The sequence below is a fragment of the Pseudomonas yangonensis genome, assembly GCF_009932725.1.
GTDB lineage: Bacteria > Pseudomonadota > Gammaproteobacteria > Pseudomonadales > Pseudomonadaceae > Aquipseudomonas > Aquipseudomonas yangonensis.
Window position 1 is genome coordinate 22,083 of the sequence record NZ_BLJU01000027.1, and the last position, 23,425, is coordinate 45,507.

The following is a 23,425-nucleotide window of genomic DNA, read 5'->3' on the forward strand; positions in this document are numbered from 1 at the left end:
GTTACGAAGTACTTCGTGAACGATCTGGAGATCCTTTTCAGGACCCCTGGCTAGCGGGAGCGAGGCCATCATGCCTCTGGGAAAATGCTTCGTCAAACGTTTTGTAGTGGTTTTTTCAAACTACTACATATTCATTTAGCGACCGGCTGGTCATGCCTGAAAGCCCATGAGTCGGGCGTCTCAGGGCTTTCAGGCGTGGCGCGACTTGTCCATGCTACTTGCGGCTGGTGAGTATTCGACTTTGGTCGTGGGCCTCAGTCGAGGGCCTCGACCTTCAGGCGCAGCGACATGTCTTCACGCCCCTGGGTGGTGTGCCGACGCAGCACATCGCGCCCGCTGGAGCTGGTTTGCTCGCTGACACCGCCGAGTGTGATCCATTCACCCAGGCGTCCACTGACGCGCGTGTCGGTGCTCTGCACATCAACCACCCCGGGGCGATGGTCATTCATGCGGTCACGCTGGCTGCTGATGGAAACGTGCACCAACTCGCCAGTGAGGCTGGCCGTCACGTAAAAGCCGCGGGTCACGTCGCGGTACTGGGTGTCCTGATAAACCTGGCCGTAAGGGCCGGTACTGGTGGTGGTCAGCGGTACACTCTGGCCGACCTGGATCAGCGCCGGGTAGCCCTCGGTAGCCTGTACCTGCTGGGTGCCGCCGCCGCGACTGTCAGTGCTGCGACGAATGATGCGCACCTGGTCGCGGCCGTTCACTTCGCCACGGCCGACCTGTACCTCGCCATTGCCGGCGCTGAGGGTGCCATCGACGCGATAGCCGCGGTCGTTCTGATAATTGCTGTCGGCACTTTCCACTGTGATGAGCAGGCTACGCGGACGGGTGTCGAGTTGCTGCAAGAGCACGCGAACTTCGCCGATCTTGGCGGGTGATGCATTGATGATCAGCTGGTTGCCGTAGGCGCTGACCTTACCCTCGCTACCGAGCATCGACTGCACAACACCCATCACTTCATCAGCGGTGCGGTAGTTCAGCGGAATTACCTCGGTAGCGGCCTGCAGCGGCAGGCAAAGGCCGAGGAGCAGGGCGGCGAACAGGGTGCGCAGGGTCATAGCAGAAAGCTCCGCAGATCGGGGTCGGTGATGCTGGTGTCCCAGGCCTGGTCGAACTGGGCCTGGCGCTGACGAACGCGCGCCGGGTCGTTGTAAAGGGTGTAGCCGGACTGCTGGTCGAGTTCCGGCCGCAGGAACAGCCCTCTGTCGTCCGCGATCAGGAAGGCCAGCTCATCACTGGCGTAATCCGGGTTGAGTTTGCGGATATGCAGATTCGACGACAAGCGGCGAGACAGGCTGAGTAGCCGGTGACCTTCCTTCACGGCGCGGGTCGGGTCGCGCACCAGGATGCGCAGGCGCGCCCGCGGGCTGCTCAACAGGAAGCGGGTGCAGGCCTGCTGCACGCTGCTGTGGTGATAGAGCCAGGGCTCCAGATCGTCGCTGTACAGACACAGGCTGCGTTGGGCCTGCTGGATCAATGCCAGAACGTGAGCGCGCGCCTCCTGCGGCTGGCCGAAACGCTCCAGGTCCTGATGCTGACCAAGGATGAAGGGCGCCGGCTCCCACTGTGCCGCATCCGGCGTGACGGACTGTGGGTTGTGCACGGCAAAACGCCCCGGCGACTCGAATTCGATGGCTGCCAGCTCGATGGATTCCGGCGTATCGATCGGTTCGACCGGTGCGTCTTTTTCGTTCATCTGGGTCTCTACTGGCTGGTGCGCACCATATCCACGTGCGGTATGCCGGCGTCGAGGTATTCTTCGCTGACAATCCTGAAGCCTAGCCTTTCATAGAACGGCGTGGCGTGCACCTGAGCGGTGAGCATTTGCTGATGCAGACCGCGTTTTTCCGCTTCTGCGATCACCGCCTGCATCAGTTTTTCGCCCACTTTTAGGCCGCGCCAGTCCTTGAGCACCGAAACGCGGCCGATATGGCCGTCCGGCAGCAGGCGCGCGGTGCCAACCGGGTAATCACCTTCCTCGGCGAGAAAGTGCACGGCCTCGGTATCTTCGGCGTCCCATTCCAGTTCCGGCGGCACCGATTGCTCGGCGACGAACACGCTGTCGCGGATACGACGAAGCTCGGCAATGTCCCTATGCCAGTCCGCGACACGGACGGTGATCTCACTCATCGGCAAATCCCAGGCTGCCCTGTTTGACCAGTTCCCATAGCAGGGTACGCCCCTCATCGTCGGCCAGCCAGGCGCCGAGGTTTTCCACATGTAACGCGTCAGCACTGCAGATCAGCTTCAGCAGCTCGCGCAGGCGCGCCGAAACCAGGCGGCTCTGACCGCTGGCGAACAGAACCAGGTCTTCACCGACTTCCGACCAGGCCATGCGCGCGCTGGGGTTGCGGATGAGGATCGCGCCATCTTCCAGGGCGCCGAGGAAATCTTCCTCCTCGATCTCGATGCCGGCGACCAGCTCCGGGTATTTGGGCTCGGTCATGAACTGGCCGAACCAGGTCATCAGCAGGCGCTCGTCGCTCATATGCTCGTTGAGCAGGGCCTTGAGGCGCTCCAGGGCGTCGCGCTGGATCTGATTGGGATCCTCGCTCGGCTGGATGTCGGCGTCGCTGTAACGCTCTTCATCGGGCAGGAACTGGCCGAGGAAGTCGGTGAAATGGGTCAGCACTTCGGCAGCGCTCGGCGCGCGGAAGCCCACGGAATAAGTCATGCAATCATCCTCGGCAATGCCGTTGTGGGCCAGGCGCGGCGGCAGATAGAGCATGTCGCCGGGCTCCAGTACCCACTCATCAGTTGGTTCGAATTCGGCCAGGATCTTCAGATCGGCGTGGGGGAGCAGCGGGCTGTCGGAATCGCACATCTGGCCGATCTGCCAGCGGCGATGACCGTGAGCCTGCAGCAGGAATACGTCGTAGTTGTCGAAATGCGGGCCGACGCCGCCGCCGGGCGCGGCGAAGCTGATCATCAGATCGTCGATGCGCCACTTGGGCAGGAACTTGAAGTCTTCCAGCAGTTCGGCCACTTCCGGGACGAACTGATCGACGGCCTGGACCAGCAGGGTCCAGTCGCGCTCGGGCAGGTCCTGGAAGGTGTCTTCATTGAACGGGCCACGCTGCAGTTCCCAGGGGCGCTCGCCATGCTCGATCACCAGGCGCGACTCGACTTCCTCTTCCAACGCCAGGCCAGCCAGTTCGTCCGGGCTGATCGGGCTCTCGAAGTCGGGAACGGCCTGACGCACCAGCAGCGGTTTCTTCTGCCAGTAGTCGCGCAGGAATTCACGGGCTGTGAGGCCACCCAGCAATTGCAGCGGAGTATCAGGATTCATCAGTAAGCCCTTGAAATGAATAAAAACCTTAAAACAAAAACGCCCGGCTCAGCCGGGCGTCCTCGGCAGTCCGTTGAAAAACGTAGGCGAGGCAGGCAAGACAAGGCAAAAACGACCGAAGAAGCGGAGTTTACAGGCTGTAAATGAGCATTCTGAGGTCGTTTTTAACGCAGTATTGCCAACACAGGTAGTTTTTCGACGGGCTGCCAGGCTGGTGTGCTCAGATACGCTTCGCCTGGGCCACGGCGTTACCGATGTAGCGCGCCGGGGTCAGTTGCTTGAGCTCTTCCTTGGCGGCGGCCGGCATGTCCAGGCCGTCGATGAAGGCCAGCAGGGCCTCGGGGCTGATGCCCTTGCCGCGGGTCAGCTCCTTGAGCTTCTCGTAAGGGTTCTCGATGGCGTAGCGGCGCATCACGGTCTGGATCGGCTCGGCGAGCACTTCCCAGCAGGCGTCCAGATCTTCAGCAATACGCTGAGCATTGAGCTCCAACTTGCTGATTCCCTTGAGGCTTGCCTCGTAAGCGATAACGCTGTGCGCGAAGCCGACACCCAGGTTGCGCAGCACGGTGGAGTCGGTCAGGTCGCGCTGCCAGCGGGAGATCGGCAGCTTGCTGGCCAGGTGCTGGAAGATCGCGTTGGCGATGCCCAGATTGCCTTCGGAGTTCTCGAAGTCGATCGGGTTGACCTTGTGCGGCATGGTCGAGGAGCCGATTTCGCCAGCCACGGTCTTCTGCTTGAAGTAGCCGAGGGAGATGTAGCCCCAGACGTCGCGGTCGAAGTCGATCAGGATGGTGTTGAAGCGGGCGATGGCGTCGAACAGCTCGGCGATGTAGTCGTGCGGCTCGATCTGGGTGGTATAGGGGTTCCAGGTCAGGCCCAGGTCACCTTCGATGAACTGACGGGCGTTGGCTTCCCAGTCGATGCTCGGGTAGGCCGACAGGTGCGCATTGTAGTTGCCCACGGCGCCGTTGATCTTGCCCAGCAGCGGCACGGCAGCGACCTGAGCGATCTGCCGCTCCAGGCGGTAGACGACGTTGGCCAGCTCCTTGCCCAGGGTGGTCGGTGAGGCCGGCTGGCCGTGAGTGCGTGACAGCATCGGCACGTCGGCGAACTTCACCGCCAGTTCGCGGATGGCGTCGGCCAGTTGCTTCATCAGCGGCAGCAGCACTTGGTCACGGCCTTCGCGCAGCATCAGGGCGTGGGACAGGTTGTTGATGTCCTCGCTGGTGCAGGCGAAGTGGATGAACTCGCTGACCTTGTCCAGCTCCGGCAGCTTGGCAGCCTGCTCCTTGAGCAGGTACTCCACGGCCTTGACGTCGTGGTTGGTGGTGCGCTCGATTTCCTTGACGCGCTCGGCGTGCTCGACGGCGAAGTTCTCGGCCAGCTCGTTGAGCAGGGCGTTGGCTTCGGCGGAGAAGGGCGCGACTTCCGGAATGCCTTCGTGGGCCGCCAGACGCTGCAGCCAGCGCACTTCGACCAGTACGCGGCTACGGATCAGGCCGTATTCACTGAAGATGGGGCGCAGGGCGCTGGTTTTACCGGCGTAGCGGCCGTCGACGGGGGAAACCGCGGTGAGCGAGGAAAGCTGCATGTAGGCGTTCTCGGGCTGTCGGGCTGAAAAGCCATCCTGGATCGCTGCGCATCGCGCCGGCTTCGATGAAGCGGGCTCTAGCTCAGGCGCCGGGACGGCCTCTGACGAAAAGGGCGCATATCATACATGAAAACCGGCGCATGACCGCCTATGCCCTGCGTCTTGCCACCGATAACAGACTGGCGGCAAAGATCAGCGCCGCGCCAAGCAGCGAGAGCCTGTCCGGTGTCTCGCCCCAGAGCAACCAGGCGATGATGCCGGCGAAGACGATGGCAAGGTAGGCGACCGGGCCGATCAGCCCGGGCGGTGCCAGGCCGTAGGCGCGCGACATGATCACCTGGCTGGCGGTGGCCAGCAGGCCGATGCCCAGCAGCCAGCTCAGTTGCGTGGCATCGAGCGGTTGCCAGCTCCAGGTCAGCGGGATGGCGGAAAACAGCGCGCTGAATAGCGAGAAATAGAACACGATGCGTGTGGCCGGCTCGCTGTCGCTCATCTCGCGGATGGAGACGAAGGCGAAGGCCGCCAGCAGGCTGGCCGCCAGACCGATCAGGGCAGGGCCTTCGAATAGCGCAGCACTGGGTTTGGCCACCAGCAGTACGCCACACAGGCCGATCAGGCTGCTGATCAGCATGCGTCGGGTCAGCGGTTCCTTGAGCCAGATATGTGCGATCAGCGGAGTGAAGACCGGCGCCGAATAGGTGAACAGCATGGCGTCGGCCAGGGGTAGATGGGCGATGGCATAGAAGAAGCAGTACATCGCCGCCAGGCCGTATGTGGTGCGCCACAGGTGGGATTTCAGGCGGGTCGTGCGCAGCGGACGGACGCCGCGCACCAGCAGCAGCGGCATAAAGAACAGCACGCCGACCAGGTTGCGGAAGAACACCACCGACTCGTTGTTGACGCTGACGGAGATCTCGCGAATGCCGACCCCGGTGAAGGCGAACAGCAGCGCCGAGAGTGCCAGCAGCAGGGCACCCTGAAGGGGTTTGACGCTGCGGCTGGCGGGCTCCATGGTCAGGTTCGCGTCATGTCGTAGAGCGCGTTGAGCAGCTTGCCGCGGCTGAACACCAGCTGCCAGCGATGGCCGCCGAGCTGGCGCCAAAGGCGCGCCGAGCGAATGCCGGCGAGCAGTAGCGCACGAATCTTCGCCGCGTTGTTCGGTTGCTGCAGGAAGCGCATGTCACCGTGTACCTGGATGCGCTGGCGGAAGGTGCTGATGGTGTCCTGGTACAGGCCGCCGCAGGCGGCGATGACGTTGTCGTGCACCAGGCCGAAATGCTCGACCTGTTGCTGGATCTGGTCCAGGCGACTGCCCATCACCTGGAGCATGTCGCTGCGCTTGTCCAGCTGGCGCTCCAGGCCGATCATCGCCAGGGAGTAGCGCAGCGGCTCGCGCTGCAGGGCAGACGGGTTGCGCTCCAGCGAACTGATCAGCGCGCGATAGCCATCACGCAGGTTGAGATCGTCGCCGCCGTAGACGTCCAGCGTGGTTTGCGGATCGCGCACCAGCAGGCTGCCGAGCATGCAGCTCATCGAGGCTTCGCTGACCTGGCCGGTGCGGGCGATCTTGTCGGCCAGCACGGCGGCTTCGAATACCGCGCCGAGCGCGACCAGCTGTTCCTGCATCGGAGTCATCGGGCGTCCTCGTACCAGGCTTGCGCGGTTTCGATCACGCCGCCGCCGAGGCACACCTCACCGTCGTAGAACACCACGGACTGACCCGGGGTAACGGCGCGCTGCGGCTCGTCGAACACGGCGCGATAGCCGTTCTCGGTCTTCTCCAGGGTGCAGGCCTGGTCGCTCTGGCGGTAACGCACCTTGGCCGTGAGGCGGCGCGGCGTGCTCAGATCCACGGGGTTGACCCAGTAGATGTCCGAGGCGAGCAGGGCGCGGGAGAACAGCCAGGGGTGTTCGTTGCCCTGACCGACGATCAGCACGTTGCGCGTCAGGTCCTTGCGCAGCACGTACCAGGGATCGTCGCTGGCGTCCTTGAGACCGCCGATGCCGAGGCCCTGGCGCTGGCCGATGGTGTGGTACATCAGGCCGTGATGACGGCCGATGACCTGACCTTCGGTGGTTTCGATGTCACCCGGCTGCGCTGGCAGGTACTGCTTGAGGAAGTCGCTGAAGCGGCGTTCGCCAATGAAGCAGATACCGGTGGAGTCCTTCTTCTTCGCCGTGGCCAGCTCGTATTTTTCGGCAATGGCGCGTACCTGCGGCTTTTCCAGCTCGCCGACCGGGAACAGGGTCTTGGCGATCTGCTCGTCGCCGACGGCATGCAGGAAGTAGCTCTGATCCTTGTTCGGGTCCAGGCCCTTGAGCAGTTCGGTGCGGCCGTCGATATCACGGCGACGCACGTAGTGGCCGGTGGCGATCAGGTCGGCGCCGAGGCTCAGGGCGTAGTCGAGGAAGGCTTTGAACTTGATCTCGCGGTTGCACAGGATGTCCGGGTTCGGCGTGCGTCCGGCCTTGTATTCGGCCAGGAAGTGCTCGAACACGTTGTCCCAGTACTCGGCGGCAAAGTTGGCGGTGTGCAGTTTGATGCCGATGCGGTCGCATACGGCCTGGGCGTCGGCCAGGTCATCCATGGCGGTGCAGTATTCGGTGCCGTCGTCTTCGTCCCAGTTCTTCATGAACAGGCCTTCGACCTGATAACCCTGCTCCATCAGCAGCAGGGCGGAAACGGACGAATCGACGCCGCCGGACATGCCGACGATCACGCGTTGGGTGCTAGGTGCTTGCATGGGAATCTGCGAGTGAAGCCTGAAAAGTTGTCGAGTCTACCAGAAAGCCTGTACCCGTAGCCCGGATGAAATCCGGGAAGAGCACGACAGGCCCGGATTTCATCCGGGCTGCACTCGGCCGTTCGATCAATCACGCACCAATTCCAGCGGTCCGCTGATGCCGGCCAGATAGTCATCTACGCACTGCAGGACCAGATCGCTGCGCCAGCGCTCCGGCTGGGCGGCCAGCTCGTCGCGGGTCAGCCAGGTGATGCCGCTTATGTCGCTGTCCAGTTCGCGCTCGGGGTCGTGACGCACCGGGCGGGCGCTGAAGCATACGCGCTGGTAGGTGACGCCGTTGCTCGGCGCGGTATAGAGATAAATGCCGAGCAGGGCGGTCAGCTCCACGTCCCAGCCGGTTTCCTCGAGCGTTTCGCGCAGTGCGGCTTCACGTAGCGACTCGTTGGCTTCCAGGTGTCCGGCCGGCTGGTTGAGCACCATACGGCCAGCCTTGAATTCTTCGACGAAGAGAAAACGGCCATCATCTTCGATCACCGTGGCCACGGTGATATGGGGTTGCCAGTCCATTTCGGTGCTCCAAGTGCAGGATTCTGTAGGAGCGAGCTCTGCTCGCGAAAAATGGCTTCGCGAGCAGAGCTCGCTCCTACGGAGATTGTTCGCGCCTATAAATAAAGAACCCCGGCACAAGACCGGGGTTCTTTTGACACTCAAGCTCTATCAGGCATTCAGTGCGGCCAGAGCGGCGTTGAAGGTAGCGCTGGGGCGCATAACCTTGCTGGTCAGCTCCGGGTTGGAGCGGTAGTAGCCACCGATTTCGGCCGGCTTGCCCTGTACGGCGGCCAGTTCGGCGACGATGGTCGCTTCCTGCTCGGTCAGCTGCTTGGCCAACGGGGCGAAGTGCGCCTTCAGCTCGGCGTCGTCGTTCTGCTCGGCCAGGGCTTGTGCCCAGTACAGCGCCAGGTAGAAGTGGCTGCCACGGTTGTCGATCTCGCCGACCTTGCGCGCCGGGGACTTGTTGTTGTCCAGCAGCTTGCCGGTGGCCTGGTCCAGAGTCTTGCCCAGCACCTTGGCCTTGGCGTTGTTGGTCTTGATGCCGGTTTCTTCCAGCGACACGGCCAGGGCCAGGAACTCGCCCAGGGAATCCCAGCGCAGGTAGTTCTCTTCGACCAGCTGCTGCACGTGCTTGGGCGCGGAGCCGCCAGCGCCGGTTTCGTACATGCCGCCGCCCGCCATCAGCGGAACGATGGACAGCATCTTGGCCGAGGTGCCCAGTTCCATGATCGGGAACAGGTCGGTCAGGTAGTCACGCAGCACGTTGCCGGTCACCGAGATGGTGTCCAGGCCGCGGATCATGCGTTCCATGGATACGCGGATGGCTTCGTTGTAGCCCATCATGCGGATGTCCAGACCAGTCAGATCGTGGTCCTTGAGGTACAGCTCGACCTTCTTCTGCAGCTCGCGATCGTGAGCGCGCTCCGGGTCCAGCCAGAAGATCGCCGGGGTGTTGGACTGACGGGCGCGGGTAACGGCCAGCTTGACCCAGTCGCGGATCGGCGCGTCCTTGGTCTGGCAGGCGCGCCAAATGTCGCCGGCTTCGACCTGGTGCTGCATCAGTACGGTGCCATCGGCAGCCACGACGCGCATGGTGCCGTCGGCGGTCATTTCGAAGGTCTTGTCGTGGGAGCCGTACTCTTCGGCTTTCTGCGCCATCAGGCCTACGTTCGGCACGGTGCCCATGGTGGTCGGGTCGAAGGCGCCGTTGGTTTTGCAGAAGTTGATCATTTCCTGATAGATGCGAGCGTAGGTGCTCTCAGGCATGACGGCCTTGGTGTCTTTCTGCTTGCCGTCCTTGCCCCACATCTGGCCGGAGTTGCGGATCATCGCAGGCATCGAGGCGTCGACGATCACGTCACTCGGGATGTGCAGGTTGGTAATGCCCTTGACCGAGTCGACCATGGCCATTTCCGGGCGATGGCTGTAAACCTCGTGAATGTCGTGCAGGATTTCTTCCTGCTGCGAGGCCGGCAGCGACTTGATCTTGTCGTACACGCTGCTGATGCCGTTGTTCGGGTTGACGCCCAGTTCCTTGAACAGCTCGCCGTACTTGTCGAACACGTCCTTGTAGTAAACGCTGACGGCGTGGCCGAAGACGATCGGGTGGGAAACCTTCATCATGGTGGCCTTTACGTGCAGGGACCACATCACGCCGGTTTCCTTGCAGTCCTGCAGGGTCTTCTCGAAGAAGTCACGCAGTTTGCGGCAGCTCATGAACATGCTGTCGAACACTTCGCCTTCCTGCAGGGCGAGTTGCTTCTTGACCTCGACCTTGCCGTCCTTGCCGACGAATTCGATGCGCACGTCACCGGCCTTGGCCATGGTGATCGATTGCTCGCTGGAGAAGAAGTCGCCGCCACGCATGTAGTCGGCGTGGGACTGCGAAGCCATGCTCCACTTGCCCATGCTGTGCGGGTGCTTGCGGGCGTAGGCCTTGACCGCGGCCGGCGCGCGGCGGTCGGAGTTGCCTTCACGCAGAACCGGGTTCACGGCGCTGCCGAGAACCTTGGCATAGCGCGCGCGCACTTCCTTGTCTTCTTCGCTCTGCGGATCTTCCGGGAAATCGGGGATGTTGTAGCCCTGGGCCTGCAGCTCGGCGATGGCGGCCTTGAGCTGGGGTACGGAGGCGCTGATGTTCGGCAGCTTGATGATGTTCGCGTCCGGCTGCAGCGTCAGTTCTGCGAGCTTGGCCAGGTCGTCATCGACGCGCTTGTCAGTGTCCAGGCGGTCGGCAAAGCTTGCTAGGATCCGTCCAGCAAGAGAGATATCGCGGGTTTCAACGGAGATGTCAGCCGAGGCGGCAAAGGCTTCCACAATGGGCAGAAGCGAATAGGTGGCGAGGGCCGGGGCTTCGTCGGTGAAGGTGTAGATGATCTTCGAAGGGGTGGACATTTAGCGTTAACTCTCTTCTTTGCTGAGCGCGCACAGAAACTCGACCTGCGCGTGTGGCGCGAACTCCAGGATGGTGGAGCCGGGTCGAGGACTCGCCGCGGTGATGTTGGATGCACCCGTAGAGTGTCGAGCATTTCGAACCGATAGGCAGTGTTGCCGTCTACCAATTGCAAGAGGCTGCTGTCTGGTTCCAGTCAGGTCGCCCCTTATGACTCGTTAGTCACCTAAGAAGTATACCACTGCGGCACCTCGCCGCAGAATGCCCAACTGAATAAGACCTTCGCACATGTGCCTCGCCAAGCGGTTTGCGCTACTCTCGGGGATGCACACTGTCTAACCACAAGATGGAGTCCAGCATGGGATACCAAAAGATCCAGGTGCCAGCCAGCGGTGACAAAATCACCGTCAATGCCGATATGTCGCTGAACGTTCCGAACAACCCGATCATCCCGTTCATCGAGGGTGATGGGATCGGCGTCGATATTTCCCCGGTGATGATCAAGGTCGTCGACGCTGCCGTCGAAAAAGCCTATGGCGGCGCCCGCAAGATCTCCTGGATGGAAGTTTACGCCGGTGAGAAGGCCACCCAGGTTTACGATCAGGACACCTGGCTGCCGAAAGAAACCCTTGAGGCCGTGCGTGATTATGTGGTCTCGATCAAGGGCCCGCTGACTACGCCCGTTGGGGGTGGCATCCGTTCGTTGAACGTGGCCCTGCGTCAGGAGCTGGACCTCTATGTCTGCCTGCGTCCGGTGCGCTGGTTCGAGGGCGTGCCCAGCCCGGTGAAGAAGCCGGGTGACGTGGACATGGTGATCTTCCGCGAGAACTCCGAAGACATCTATGCCGGCGTCGAGTGGAAGGCCGGCAGCCCTGAGGCCGAGAAGGTCATCAAGTTCCTCACCGAGGAAATGGGCGTCAAGAAGATCCGCTTCACCGACATGTGCGGTATCGGCATCAAGCCGGTTTCCGAAGCCGGCACCAAGCGCCTGGTGCGCAAGGCCCTGCAGTACGCCGTCGATAACGACCGCAGCTCGGTGACCCTAGTGCACAAGGGCAACATCATGAAGTTCACCGAGGGCGCCTTCAAGGAATGGGGCTACGAGATCGCGCGCGAGGAGTTCGGCGCCGAGCTGCTCGATGGCGGCCCGTGGATGCAGTTCAAGAATCCGCGCACCGGCAAGAACATTGTGGTCAAGGATGTGATCGCCGACGCCATGCTCCAGCAGATCCTGCTGCGCCCGGCCGAGTATGACGTGATCGCCACGCTCAACCTCAATGGTGATTATCTGTCCGATGCGCTGGCAGCCGAGGTGGGTGGCATCGGTATCGCGCCCGGCGCGAACCTGTCCGACTCAGTGGCCATGTTCGAGGCGACTCACGGCACGGCGCCCAAATACGCCGGCCAGGACAAGGTCAATCCGGGCTCGGTCATCCTCTCCGCGGAAATGATGTTGCGTCACATGGGCTGGGCCGAAGCCGCCGACCTGATCATCAAGGGCACCAACGGCGCCATCGCCGCCAAGACCGTGACCTACGACTTCGAGCGACTGATGGAGGGGGCGAAGCTGATGTCCTGCTCCGAATTCGGCGATGCGATGATCAGCCATATGTAATTGAGCGTTTCAGCGTGTGAAAAAAAAGGCCGGTCATATGACCGGCCTTTTCGTGGCAATTTGCCAGGATGCTCAGACTTCGACAGTGCTCGCGATATTTTGCGCCTGGGGTGCGGCCACGGGGGCATCCTGGGTCGCGGTAACCGCGCTGATGTTGACCGCATGCAGTCCTTTGGGGCCTTGCACGATCTCGAAGCGGACCGGCTGCCCGGCCTTGAGCGTTTTATAACCGTCCATCTGGATGGCCGAGTAGTGGGCGAACAGGTCCTCATCTCGGCCGTCGGCCAGGATGAATCCATAGCCTTTGGCGTTGTTGAACCACTTGACCTTACCACTGAGCATGCTGATATCCCTCTGCAAAGGACTCCATCTCTGGAGTATCATCCACTTCGATTCCGCGCGATCACCAACCAGGCTGGGCGAAGGTGTGGAATCCCTGATACCCGCTAATGGGTATTCTTTCGTTGTAACACCCTTTTGCCGTTAGTCAAGGCTATACGGCGGATGGCTGCGAAGTCAGTCAAAATCCCTCTAGCATCCCCGTTCGCCCAGCCTTGAACCTCAGATTTCAGCATGCATGCAAGTAGCCAGATTCGACTAACATTCAATCAGGATCACCCGGCAGAGCATGAGGACGACTCCTCTGGTATCGCTGTTGAGGAATCCAAGCCAGCATTGCAGGCACCACCGATGTACAAGGTGGTCTTATTCAATGACGACTACACCCCGATGGATTTCGTCGTCGAAGTGCTTGAAACATTTTTCGGCATGAACCGGGAGCTGGCGACCAAGATCATGCTGACCGTCCATACAGAAGGGCGTGCAGTGTGTGGTGTTTACACCCGTGACATTGCAGAGACCAAGGCGATGCAGGTCAATCAGTACGCGCGGGAAAGTCAGCATCCGCTACTCTGTGAAATAGAGAAGGACGGTTAACGCCGGCCACTTGGGTATGAGGTGAAGCTATGTTGAATCGAGAGCTCGAAGTCACCCTCAATCTGGCTTTCAAGGAGGCCCGTGCCAAGCGTCATGAGTTCATGACGGTCGAGCATCTGCTGCTCGCCTTGCTGGACAACGAGGCGGCCGCCAGTGTGCTACGGGCTTGTGGGGCCAACCTCGACAAGCTGCGCCATGATCTGCAGGAGTTCATCGACTCCACCACGCCATTGATTCCTCAGCACGACGAAGACCGCGAAACCCAGCCGACCCTGGGCTTTCAGCGTGTGCTGCAGCGTGCGGTCTTCCACGTGCAGAGCTCCGGCAAGCGCGAAGTGACCGGCGCCAACGTGCTGGTGGCGATCTTCAGCGAGCAGGAAAGCCAGGCGGTGTTCCTGCTCAAGCAGCAGAGCGTCGCCCGTATCGACGTGGTCAACTACATTGCCCATGGTATCTCCAAGGTGCCGGGGCACGGCGAGCAGCACGAAAACGACCAGGACATGCAGGACGAGGAAGGCGGCGAGTCTTCCACTTCCGGCAATCCGCTGGACGCCTATGCCAGCAACCTCAACGATCTGGCCCGCCAGGGGCGTATCGACCCGCTGGTCGGGCGCGAGCACGAGGTCGAGCGCGTCGCGCAGATTCTCGCTCGCCGGCGCAAGAACAACCCATTGCTGGTAGGTGAGGCCGGGGTCGGCAAGACCGCTATCGCCGAAGGCCTGGCCAAGCGCATCGTCGACGAGCAGGTGCCTGATCTGCTCGCCGACAGTGTCGTGTACTCGCTGGATCTCGGTGCATTGCTGGCCGGCACCAAGTATCGCGGCGACTTCGAGAAGCGTCTCAAGGCGCTTCTCAACGAGTTGCGCAAGCGCCCGCATGCCATCCTTTTCATCGACGAGATTCACACCATCATCGGTGCGGGGGCGGCTTCGGGCGGAGTCATGGATGCCTCCAACCTGCTCAAGCCGATGCTGTCGTCTGGTGAGATTCGCTGCATCGGCTCCACCACCTTCCAGGAATTCCGTGGCATCTTCGAGAAGGACCGTGCGCTGGCACGGCGCTTCCAGAAGGTGGACGTGGTCGAGCCTTCGGTAGAGGACACTGTCGGCATTCTCAAGGGGCTCAAGGCGCGCTTCGAGCAGCACCACCACATCGAGTACAGCGACGAGGCCCTGCGTGCAGCGGCCGAGCTGGCTGCGCGTTACATCAACGACCGGCACATGCCGGACAAGGCCATCGATGTGATCGACGAGGCTGGCGCCTACCAGCGCCTGCAGCCGGAAGACAAGCGCGTGGCGCGTATCGACGTCGCGCAGGTCGAGGACATCGTTGCCAAGATCGCACGGATTCCCCCGAAACACGTTTCCAGCTCCGACAAGGAGTTGCTGCGCAATCTGGAGCGGGATCTGAAACTCACCGTATTCGGTCAGGACGCAGCCATCGATTCGCTTGCAACCGCGATCAAGCTGTCGCGTGCTGGTCTCAAGGCGCCGGACAAGCCGGTCGGTTCCTTTCTCTTCGCCGGCCCGACTGGCGTGGGTAAGACCGAGGCTGCGCGGCAGCTGGCCAAGGCGATGGGCATCGAGTTGGTGCGCTTCGATATGTCCGAGTACATGGAGCGCCATACCGTGTCGCGTCTGATCGGGGCGCCGCCCGGTTACGTCGGTTTCGATCAGGGCGGTTTGCTGACCGAGGCGATCACCAAGCAGCCGCATTGCGTGCTGCTGCTCGATGAGATCGAGAAGGCGCACCCGGAGGTCTTCAATCTGCTGCTGCAAGTGATGGACCACGGCACGCTGACCGACAACAACGGGCGCAAGGCAGACTTCCGCAACGTGATCCTGATCATGACCACCAACGCCGGTGCGGAAACCGCCTCGCGCGCATCGATCGGTTTCACTCAGCAGGATCACTCCACCGATGCCATGGAAGTCATCAAGAAGAGCTTCACGCCGGAGTTCCGTAACCGCCTGGATACCATCATCCAGTTCGGCCGCCTGAGTCATGAGGTTATCAAGAGCATCGTCGACAAGTTCCTCACGGAGCTGCAGGCGCAGCTTGAAGACAAGCGTGTCACGCTGGAAGTCAGCGACGCGGCGCGCGGCTGGCTGGCCGAGCGTGGCTACGACGTGATGATGGGCGCGCGACCGATGGCGCGTTTGATCCAGGACAAGATCAAGCGTCCGCTGGCGGAGGAAATCCTCTTCGGCGAACTGGCCGAGCATGGTGGCGTCGTGCACGTCGACATCAAGGATGGCGAACCCAGCTTCGAGTTCGAGACGGCGGCGGAGGTCGCCTGATCGAATGGTCGCTCACTGAAAGCCGTGGCTTTCGGTGAGCCAACGAAAACGCCCGGCATAGGCCGGGCGTTTTCGTTTGGTGCTTGGCTTAACGGGCGCGGTAGGTAATGCGGCCCTTGCTCAAGTCATAAGGCGTCAGCTCAACGCGCACCTTGTCACCAGTGAGAATGCGGATGTAGTTCTTGCGCATCTTGCCGGAGATGTGCGCGGTAACGACGTGCCCGTTTTCCAACTCCACGCGGAACATGGTGTTGGGCAGGGTGTCGACGACAGTGCCTTCCATTTCGAAGCTGTCTTCTTTCGACATGCAGTAAAGCCCTCGGTATCCAGGAAATGGCCCGGTGCAACTGGCGCCAGGCAAAAGCGGCGTGCATTGTGCCCGAAAACAGGGGGCTGCGCCAAGGGGCTTGGATTGTTGAGCTGACCGGACGGTGTTGGCAGGGCTAGGTAAGGAGGGTCCAGCGCTGATTGACGAAGAGTTCGATCGGGCGATATTGAGTCTTGTAGTTCATCTTGCGGCAGTTCTTAATCCAGTAGCCGAGATACACCGCGCCCAGCCCCAGGCGCGCGGTCTCGCCAATCTGCCAGAGAATGGCGAAGCGGCCCAGGCTGCGGCGTTCTTCCGCCGGATCGTAGAAGGTATAGACCGCCGACAGGCCGTTCGGCAGAAGGTCGGTAACGGCAATCCCCACCAGGCGGTCCTGTAGACGGAATTCGTAGAAGCGCGAGAAGGGCAGGTCGCGCACCAGGAAAGTGGAAAACTGATCTCGGCTGGGTGGATACATGTCACCGTCGGCGTGGCGCTGCTCGATGTAGCGCATGTAGAGGTCGTAATACTCCTCAGTGAATGCCGGGCGTACGCAGCGAACGACGATGTCCTCATTGCGCTTGAGGATGCGTCGCTGTTGCCGGTTGGGCGTGAAACGCGCGGCCGGGATTCGCGCCGGGATACAGGCGGTGCAATGCTGGCAATGCGGGCGGTAGAGGTGATCGCCGCTGCGTCGAAAGCCCAGCTCCGACAGTTCTGCATAGACCAGCACATCCATGGGCTGACTGGGGTCGAGGAACAGGGTGGTGGCCTGTTCTTCCGGCAGATAGCTGCATGGATGAGGTTGAGTGGCGTAGAACTTCAGGCGGGCCAGCTCGGTCATGGCGAAATCTCGAAAAAGCCTGACTAAGAGTGTATGTCAGCCTTGGCCGCTCGACTAGGCGAGCCAGTCAGCTCGGCTGGGCAGGTCGAGATGGCGCTGCAGATACTCGACAAAACGGGCGCGCGGTATGGCTCTGGCGCCGAAGCTGTGCAGGTGCTGGGTGGGCATCTGGCAGTCGATGAGCACGAAGCCCCATTGCTGCAGCTTGCCTACCAGAGTGGCGAAACCGACCTTCGACGCATTGTCGGCGCGGCTGAACATGGACTCGCCGAAGAACAGCTGGCCCATGGCCAGACCGTAGAGTCCGCCAACCAGCTCGCGTCCCTGCCAGACTTCGACAGAATGAGCGATGCCGCGCTCGTGCAACTGCTGGTACGCGTCCCTCATTTCGCGAGTGATCCAGGTGCCGTCGGCGTAAGCGCGCGGCTCGGCGCATGCGCCTATGACGCCTGAGAAATCCTGGTCGAAGGTGACTCGGTAGCGTTGCTGTCGCAGCAGCTTGGCGAGGCTGCGGGAGACGTGCAGCTCATCGGGAAAGAGAACGGTGCGGGGATCTGGCGACCACCAGAGAATCGGCTGTCCGTCCTGAAACCAGGGAAAGCAGCCGTGGCGGTAAGCCTGTACCAGGCGCGTTGCGCTGAGATCACCGCCGGCCGCGAGCAGGCCATTTGGCTCGCGCATGGCTTTGCTCAGGGATGGGAAATCCAGTGAATCGCGTTGCAGCCAGGTCAGCATTCGTCAGAGCCCGAAGAGGGGAGGGCGGACGTCGTCCGCCCCGGGTATCAATGGTCTTCGAGGAACTTCTCGACGTCCAGTGCGGCCATGCAGCCGGCACCAGCCGAGGTGATGGCCTGGCGGTAGACGTGATCGGCCACGTCGCCAGCGGCAAATACGCCCTCGATGCTGGTGGCGGTGGCATTGCCTTCGCTGCCGCCCTTGATCTTCAGGTAGCCGTCATGCATGTCCAGCTGACCGACGAACAGCTCGGTATTGGGCTTGTGACCGATGGCGATGAAAACGCCGGCCAGGTCTAGTTCCTTGGTGCTGCCATCGAGGGTGCTCTTCAGGCGTACGCCTGTCACGCCGCTCTGGTCGCCCAGCACTTCGTCGAGGGTGTGATTCCAGTGCAGGCGCATGTTGCCGTTCTCGACCTTGTCGAACAGCTTGTCCTGGAGGATCTTTTCTGAGCGTAGCTTGTCGCGGCGGTGCACCAGGTGCACTTCCTTGGCGATGTTCGACAGATACAGCGCTTCTTCAACGGCGGTATTGCCGCCGCCAATCACGGCGACCACCTGGTTGCGATAGAAGAAACCGTCGCAAGTGGCGCAGGCCGAAACGCCCTTGCCGGAGAAGGCTTCTTCCGACGGCAGACCGAGATACTGGGCGCTGGCGCCGGTCGCGATGATCAGCGCGTCGCAGCTGTAGGTGCCGCTATCGCCCTTGAGAACGAAGGGGCGGCTTTGCAACTCGGCGGTATGAATGTGGTCGTAGATGATCTCGGTGTCGAAACGCTCTGCGTGCTTCTGCATGCGCTCCATCAGCGCCGGGCCGGTGAGGCCTTCGACGTCACCCGGCCAGTTGTCCACTTCGGTGGTGGTGGTGAGCTGGCCGCCAGGCTGGATGCCGGTGATCACGACGGGTTTGAGATTGGCGCGCGCGGCGTAAACCGCTGCGCTGTAACCGGCGGGGCCGGATCCCAGGATGATCAGGCGGGAATGCTTGACTTCGCTCATAAAAAAACCCCATAAGCCTTTGTCACAAAAGAGAATGCGTGCTCCAATTGAGCCGCATGGAAGCTGCTGGCGGCTATGCTACACCGAAGCAGGGTAGGTGCGGGAGCGCGCTGATTGGCCTACTCGTCAGGCTGACCCTACAATAGGCCGCTTGTGCGGTTAACCATCAGATGGACGCGCCAGGGGCGCAGGAAATGGCTGTTTTGAAGAATTCCACCACCCAGATCACCGATTGGCGCCAGAAACTTCAGTATCGACTGAAGGAAGGCGCATTGATCGCCCTGGGTGCGATGTGCCTGTACTTGCTGATGGCGCTGTTGACCTACAACGTTGCCGATCCGGCCTGGGACAACAGCGTCCAGGTCGAGCGCATCATCAATGCCGGCGGCAGCATTGGCGCCTGGCTATCCAGCGCGCTGTTCGGTGCTCTGGGTTACTTCGCCTATATCTTTCCGCTCTTGCTGGCTGCCAAGACGTGGCAGGTCTTCCGCACCCGCAATCAACCCTGGCACTGGAATGGCTGGCTGTTTTCCTGGCACAGCATCGGCCTGGTTTTCCTGATTCTTTCCGGCGCCGTATTGGCGCACATCCACTTCGATCCGGCTGCCGGAATGCAAGGCTCCGGCGGCGGCATGCTGGGCGCGAGCCTGGGTGAGCTGGCGAAGGATGCGCTCAATATCGAGGGCAGCACGCTGCTGTTCCTGGCGCTGTTCCTGTTCGGGCTGACCGTATTTACCGACCTGTCCTGGTTCCGTGTAATGGACCTGACGGGCAAGATCACCCTCGATCTGATCGAGCTGATTCACGGCGCCATCACCGGTTGGTGGAACGCCCGCAACGAGCGCAAGCAGATGAAAATCCAGCTGCGCGAGCTGGACGAACGGGTCACCGAGGTGGCTGCACCGGTGGTGTCCGATCGCCGTGAACAGGCCAAGGTCAAGGAACGCCTGATCGAACGCGAAGAGTCGCTGAGCAAGCACATGAGCGAGCGCGAGAAACGCCCGGCTCCAGTGATCACCCCACCGGCACCGCCCAAGGCGGCCGAGCCGAGCAAACGTGTGCTCAAGGAAAAACAGGCGCCGCTGTTCGTCGATACTGCTGTCGAAGGCAGCCTGCCGCCGATCTCCATCCTCGACGTCGCGGAGAAAAAGCAGAAGCAGTTCTCGCCCGAGTCGCTGGAGGCCATGTCGCGCCTGCTGGAGATCAAGCTCAAGGAGTTCGGTGTCGACGTGGTGGTCGAGTCCGTGCATCCCGGCCCGGTGATTACCCGTTTCGAAATTCAGCCCGCTGCCGGGGTGAAGGTCAGCCGCATCTCCAACCTGGCCAAGGACCTGGCGCGTTCGATGGCCATGGTCAGCGTGCGCGTGGTCGAGGTGATTCCCGGCAAGACCACCGTGGGTATCGAAGTGCCCAACGAGGACCGGCAGATCGTGCGTTTCTCCGAGGTGCTGTCTTCGAGCGAGTATGACGATGCCAAGTCGCCGGTGACCCTGGCGCTGGGTCACGATATCGGCGGTCGCCCGGTCATCGCCGACCTGGCCAAGATGCCGCACCTGCTGGTGGCCGGTACTACCGGCTCCGGTAAGTCGGTGGGGGTCAACGCGATGATCCTGTCGGTCCTGTTCAAGTCCACGCCGGAAGAGGCGCGGATGATCATGATCGACCCGAAGATGCTCGAGCTGTCGATCTACGAAGGCATCCCGCATTTGCTGTGCCCGGTAGTCACCGACATGAAGGAGGCGGCCAACGCGCTGCGCTGGTCGGTTGCCGAGATGGAGCGCCGCTACAAGCTGATGGCGGCCATGGGCGTACGTAACCTGGCGGGCTTCAACCGTAAGGTAAAGGACGCCATCGAGGCCGGCACGCCGTTGCATGACCCGCTCTACAAGCGCGAGTCCATGGACGACGAGCCACCGCACCTGAAAACGCTGCCTACCATCGTCGTGGTCGTCGACGAATTTGCCGACATGATGATGATCGTCGGCAAGAAGGTCGAAGAACTGATCGCACGTATCGCGCAGAAGGCCCGTGCCGCCGGTATCCACCTGATCCTCGCCACCCAGCGCCCATCGGTGGACGTGATCACCGGTCTGATCAAGGCCAATATCCCCACCCGTATGGCCTTCCAGGTATCGAGCAAGATCGACTCGCGCACCATCCTCGATCAGGGCGGCGCCGAGCAGCTACTTGGTCACGGTGACATGCTCTATTTGCCGCCCGGCACGGGCCTGCCGATTCGCGTGCATGGCGCCTTCGTCTCTGACGATGAGGTGCATCGCGTGGTCGAGGCGTGGAAGCAGCGCGGTGCGCCGGATTACATCGAGGACATCCTCGCCGGCGTGGAGGAGAGCGGCAGCGGCTTCGAAGGTGGCGGTGGCGAAGGCGGTGAGGGCAGCGAGGAAGACCCGCTGTACGACGAGGCGGTCAATTTCGTGCTGGAAAGCCGCCGCGCCTCCATTTCCGCGGTGCAGCGCAAGCTGAAGATCGGCTACAACCGCGCCGCGCGTATGATCGAAGCGATGGAAATGGCCGGCGTAGTCAGTTCGATGAATACCAACGGTTCGCGCGAGGTGCTCGCGCCCGGCTCATCGCGCGACTGATCGCGGATAAACCGCCCGATCGGCGGTCTACAGGATTCACGGCAGCTCAGATGCTGCCGAGCAGTGCGGGGTGCGGAGTCGCCTCGTCATTCTCATACGGACTCAAGGGGTTTATATGCGTGTTATTCGCCTGCTGATGCTGGCTGCTCTGAGCTTTACCCTGCTAACCGCCCAGGCTGACGAAGAGGCGGCCACCAAGCGCCTGACCGAACTGCTCAATCAGGCGCAAACCATCAACGCCCGTTTTTCCCAGCTGACCCTGGATGCCAGCGGCACCCAGCTGCAGGAAACCGCCGGCGAGCTGGTACTCAAACGCCCTGGCCTGTTCCGCTGGCATACCGACCAGCCGATGGAGCAGTTGCTGGTGTCCAATGGCGAAAAGGTCTGGCTGTACGACCCGGATCTGGAGCAGGTGACCATCCAGACCCTCGATCAACGCCTGACCCACACCCCGGCCTTGTTGCTCTCCGGCGATGTGTCGCAGATCCGCGAGAACTTCGAGATCGACTACAAGGAAGGTGGCAGCGTGGTCGACTTCATCCTCAAGCCCAAGGCCAAGGACAGCCTGTTCGACAGCTTGCGCCTGTCTTTCCGTAACCGCGTGCTCAATGATATGCAGCTGATCGACAGCATTGGCCAGCGCACCAACATCCTGTTCCTCAATGTGAAGATGAACGAGCCGGTCGATGACGGCCAGTTCACCTTCGACATTCCGGAAGGCGCGGACGTCATCCAGGAGTAGCGCGTGGATCTGTTCGGTCGCCAACCCGTCGCGCAGCCCCTGGCTGCGCGTCTGCGTGCTACCACCCTGGATGAATACGTCGGCCAGGAACACGTGCTGGGGCCGGGTAAACCGCTGCGTGAGGCGTTGGAGCAGGGCGCCTTGCATTCGATGATCTTCTGGGGGCCGCCCGGTGTGGGCAAAACCACCCTGGCACGTCTGCTGGCCAAGGTCACCGATGCCCATTTCGAGACCATTTCCGCCGTTTTGTCCGGTGTGAAGGAAATCCGTCAGGCTGTCGAAGTGGCTCAGCAGCATGCATCGCAGTACGGCCGTCGCACCATCCTCTTCGTTGACGAGGTGCATCGTTTCAACAAGAGCCAGCAGGACGCATTCCTGCCTTACGTTGAAGACGGCACGCTGATCTTCATCGGTGCCACCACCGAGAATCCCTCGTTCGAGCTGAACAACGCACTGCTGTCGCGCGCCCGCGTCTACGTGCTCAAGAGCCTGGACGAGGCTGCGATGCGCAAGCTGATCAATCGCGCCTTGACCGATCCGAAAGGATTGGGCGATCGCCATCTCAACCTGCCGGACGAGGCTTTTCAGATCCTTCTGGCTGCCGCCGATGGCGATGGTCGCCGTCTACTCAACTTTCTCGAGAATGCCGCCGACCTGGCGGAAGACGATGGCGAGATCGGCGTCGAACTGCTGCAGAATCTGCTGGGCGACAGCCGCCGTCGTTTCGACAAGGGCGGCGAGGCCTTTTATGACCAGATATCCGCGCTGCACAAATCGGTGCGTGGCTCCAGCCCGGACGGCGCGCTTTACTGGTACGCGCGCATGCTTGACGGCGGCTGCGACCCGCTCTATATCGCCCGGCGTGTGGTGCGCATGGCCAGCGAGGATATCGGCAACGCCGATCCGCGTGCCCTGACCCTGTGCCTCAATGCCTGGGACGTGCAGGAGCGTCTCGGCAGTCCGGAAGGCGAGCTGGCCGTCGCGCAAGCCATCGTCTACCTGGCCTGCGCGCCGAAAAGCAATGCGGTGTACACGGCCTTCAAGGCAGCGATGCGTGATGCTGTCGAGCAGGGCTCGCAGGAGGTGCCGCTGCACCTGCGCAATGCCCCGACCAAGCTGATGAAGCAGCTCGGCTATGGCGATGAGTACCGCTATGCCCATGACGAGCCGGATGCCTACGCTGCGGGCGAGGATTACTTCCCCGAGACTCTGCAGCCGCGTCAGTACTACGATCCAGTGCCACGCGGCCTGGAGCTGAAGATTCGCGACAAGCTGCAGCATTTGCGCAATCTGGATGCCAAAAGCGCCAGGCAGAGGCGGAAACCATGATCCGAGTGGCGCTTGCCGTAGCCGCAGGGGGAGCGGTTGGCTCGGTCATGCGGTTTCTGGTTTCCAGCTGGGTCGCCGGCAACTGGCCGCGGCACTTCTATCTTGGGACCTTTGCCGTCAATGTCCTGGGTTGCCTGTTGATCGGCCTGCTGTCCGGCTTGTTTCTGACGCGCAGCGACTTGCCCCTGGAGCTGCGCACCGGGCTGATCACCGGCGTGCTCGGCGGTTTCACCACCTTTTCATCCTTCAGCCTGGAAATCATGAAACTGATCGAGGGTGGTCGCGCCGCCGAAGCCCTCGGCTACCTGGCATTCAGCATCATCGGCGGCCTGCTGGCGGCCTGGGCAGGTTTGAGCCTGGCTCGTTTGGCTGCCTGACCTGCGGCAGGCTGTTGAAAAGAGCGCAGGTGGTTTTTCAACAGCCTGCTAAGGCTTTACACTCCACA

The 23,425-nt window shown here is 61.7% G+C and carries 22 protein-coding genes; 7 read left to right on the forward strand and 15 right to left on the reverse strand.

Annotated features, from left to right (window positions below; all coding sequences use genetic code 11):
- Positions 1-254: 254 nt before the first annotated feature.
- From GYB81_RS22000 to GYB81_RS22045, 10 genes are all read right to left on the reverse strand, one after another.
- On the reverse strand, positions 255-1,064 hold the full coding sequence (locus GYB81_RS22000) for a secretin N-terminal domain-containing protein (RefSeq protein WP_161866776.1): 810 nt from the start codon (positions 1,062-1,064) through the stop codon (positions 255-257).
- Positions 1,061-1,702: a DUF7931 domain-containing protein gene (locus GYB81_RS22005; protein ID WP_161866777.1), complete on the reverse strand. Its 642-nt coding sequence runs from the start codon at positions 1,700-1,702 to the stop codon at positions 1,061-1,063. Before GYB81_RS22005 ends, GYB81_RS22000 begins: the two co-directional genes overlap by 4 nt.
- An 8-nt stretch (positions 1,703-1,710) precedes the next feature.
- Positions 1,711-2,136, reverse strand: a complete 426-nt coding sequence (locus GYB81_RS22010; RefSeq protein WP_161866778.1) for a GNAT family N-acetyltransferase — start codon at positions 2,134-2,136, stop codon at positions 1,711-1,713.
- Complete coding sequence (locus GYB81_RS22015; RefSeq protein WP_161866779.1) at positions 2,129-3,295, reverse strand: ribosomal protein uL16 3-hydroxylase; 1,167 nt, start codon at positions 3,293-3,295, stop codon at positions 2,129-2,131. The genes GYB81_RS22010 and GYB81_RS22015 overlap by 8 nt, the downstream gene beginning before the upstream one ends.
- Before the next feature lie 220 nt (positions 3,296-3,515).
- Complete coding sequence (gene purB / locus GYB81_RS22020; protein ID WP_161866780.1) at positions 3,516-4,886, reverse strand: adenylosuccinate lyase; 1,371 nt, start codon at positions 4,884-4,886, stop codon at positions 3,516-3,518.
- Positions 4,887-5,034: 148 nt separating this feature from the next.
- Positions 5,035-5,898, reverse strand: a complete 864-nt coding sequence (locus tag GYB81_RS22025; RefSeq protein WP_161866781.1) for a DMT family transporter — start codon at positions 5,896-5,898, stop codon at positions 5,035-5,037.
- A 2-nt stretch (positions 5,899-5,900) separates the two neighbouring features.
- Positions 5,901-6,521, reverse strand: a complete 621-nt coding sequence (gene hflD, locus GYB81_RS22030) for a high frequency lysogenization protein HflD (RefSeq protein WP_161866782.1) — start codon at positions 6,519-6,521, stop codon at positions 5,901-5,903.
- Positions 6,518-7,630, reverse strand: coding sequence for a tRNA 2-thiouridine(34) synthase MnmA (gene mnmA / locus GYB81_RS22035; protein WP_161866783.1), 1,113 nt, complete (start codon positions 7,628-7,630; stop codon positions 6,518-6,520). Before mnmA ends, hflD begins: the two co-directional genes overlap by 4 nt.
- Before the next feature lie 126 nt (positions 7,631-7,756).
- Entirely contained in the window at positions 7,757-8,197 is a 441-nt protein-coding gene (locus GYB81_RS22040; protein WP_161866784.1) for an NUDIX hydrolase, read from the reverse strand.
- Positions 8,198-8,347: 150 nt separating this feature from the next.
- Positions 8,348-10,576, reverse strand: a complete 2,229-nt coding sequence (locus GYB81_RS22045; RefSeq protein ID WP_161866785.1) for an NADP-dependent isocitrate dehydrogenase — start codon at positions 10,574-10,576, stop codon at positions 8,348-8,350.
- 356 nt (positions 10,577-10,932) lie between these two features.
- Here GYB81_RS22045 and icd point away from each other — a divergent pair, with 356 nt between their 5' ends.
- The gene (gene icd, locus GYB81_RS22050; protein WP_017677068.1) at positions 10,933-12,189 is read left to right on the forward strand and encodes an NADP-dependent isocitrate dehydrogenase; all 1,257 of its coding nucleotides are present in this window, start codon (positions 10,933-10,935) and stop codon (positions 12,187-12,189) included.
- A 72-nt stretch (positions 12,190-12,261) separates the two neighbouring features.
- On the opposite strand, the gene cspD is transcribed toward icd, so the two are convergent.
- Positions 12,262-12,531 (reverse strand): cold shock domain-containing protein CspD, encoded by a 270-nt coding sequence (cspD, locus tag GYB81_RS22055; RefSeq protein WP_161866786.1) that lies wholly within the window; start codon positions 12,529-12,531, stop codon positions 12,262-12,264.
- A gap of 231 nt (positions 12,532-12,762) precedes the next feature.
- Here cspD and clpS point away from each other — a divergent pair, with 231 nt between their 5' ends.
- Together clpS and clpA are read left to right on the forward strand one after the other, a co-directional pair.
- Positions 12,763-13,125 (forward strand): ATP-dependent Clp protease adapter ClpS, encoded by a 363-nt coding sequence (gene clpS, locus GYB81_RS22060; RefSeq protein ID WP_161866787.1) that lies wholly within the window; start codon positions 12,763-12,765, stop codon positions 13,123-13,125.
- Positions 13,126-13,154: 29 nt separating this feature from the next.
- Positions 13,155-15,425 (forward strand): ATP-dependent Clp protease ATP-binding subunit ClpA, encoded by a 2,271-nt coding sequence (gene clpA / locus GYB81_RS22065; protein ID WP_161897949.1) that lies wholly within the window; start codon positions 13,155-13,157, stop codon positions 15,423-15,425.
- 88 nt (positions 15,426-15,513) lie between these two features.
- Here clpA and infA read toward each other — a convergent pair whose 3' ends face one another.
- From infA to trxB, 4 genes are all read right to left on the reverse strand, one after another.
- A complete protein-coding gene (infA, locus tag GYB81_RS22070) occupies positions 15,514-15,732 on the reverse strand; it encodes a translation initiation factor IF-1 (protein ID WP_002553999.1) in 219 nt (72 codons plus the stop codon).
- Between the two features lie 136 nt (positions 15,733-15,868).
- The gene (locus GYB81_RS22075; RefSeq protein ID WP_161866789.1) at positions 15,869-16,576 is read right to left on the reverse strand and encodes an arginyltransferase; all 708 of its coding nucleotides are present in this window, start codon (positions 16,574-16,576) and stop codon (positions 15,869-15,871) included.
- Positions 16,577-16,630: 54 nt separating this feature from the next.
- A complete protein-coding gene (gene aat, locus GYB81_RS22080) occupies positions 16,631-17,311 on the reverse strand; it encodes a leucyl/phenylalanyl-tRNA--protein transferase (RefSeq protein WP_161866790.1) in 681 nt (226 codons plus the stop codon).
- 47 nt (positions 17,312-17,358) lie between these two features.
- Positions 17,359-18,309, reverse strand: a complete 951-nt coding sequence (gene trxB / locus GYB81_RS22085) for a thioredoxin-disulfide reductase (RefSeq protein WP_161866791.1) — start codon at positions 18,307-18,309, stop codon at positions 17,359-17,361.
- 194 nt (positions 18,310-18,503) lie between these two features.
- Between trxB and ftsK the strand changes: the two genes are divergently transcribed.
- The 4 genes from ftsK to crcB all read left to right on the forward strand — a co-directional run bounded on the left by ftsK (position 18,504) and on the right by crcB (position 23,357).
- On the forward strand, positions 18,504-20,909 hold the full coding sequence (gene ftsK / locus GYB81_RS22090; protein WP_438810728.1) for a DNA translocase FtsK: 2,406 nt from the start codon (positions 18,504-18,506) through the stop codon (positions 20,907-20,909).
- Between the two features lie 115 nt (positions 20,910-21,024).
- Positions 21,025-21,651 carry an outer membrane lipoprotein periplasmic chaperone LolA gene (lolA, locus tag GYB81_RS22095; protein ID WP_115297601.1) on the forward strand — a complete coding sequence of 209 codons (627 nt, stop codon included), beginning with the start codon at positions 21,025-21,027 and terminating at the stop codon, positions 21,649-21,651.
- Between the two features lie 3 nt (positions 21,652-21,654).
- Positions 21,655-22,980 carry a replication-associated recombination protein A gene (locus GYB81_RS22100; protein WP_161866793.1) on the forward strand — a complete coding sequence of 442 codons (1,326 nt, stop codon included), beginning with the start codon at positions 21,655-21,657 and terminating at the stop codon, positions 22,978-22,980.
- Entirely contained in the window at positions 22,977-23,357 is a 381-nt protein-coding gene (gene crcB / locus GYB81_RS22105) for a fluoride efflux transporter CrcB (RefSeq protein ID WP_161866794.1), read from the forward strand. The genes GYB81_RS22100 and crcB overlap by 4 nt, the downstream gene beginning before the upstream one ends.
- The last annotated feature ends 68 nt before the right edge of the window (positions 23,358-23,425 follow it).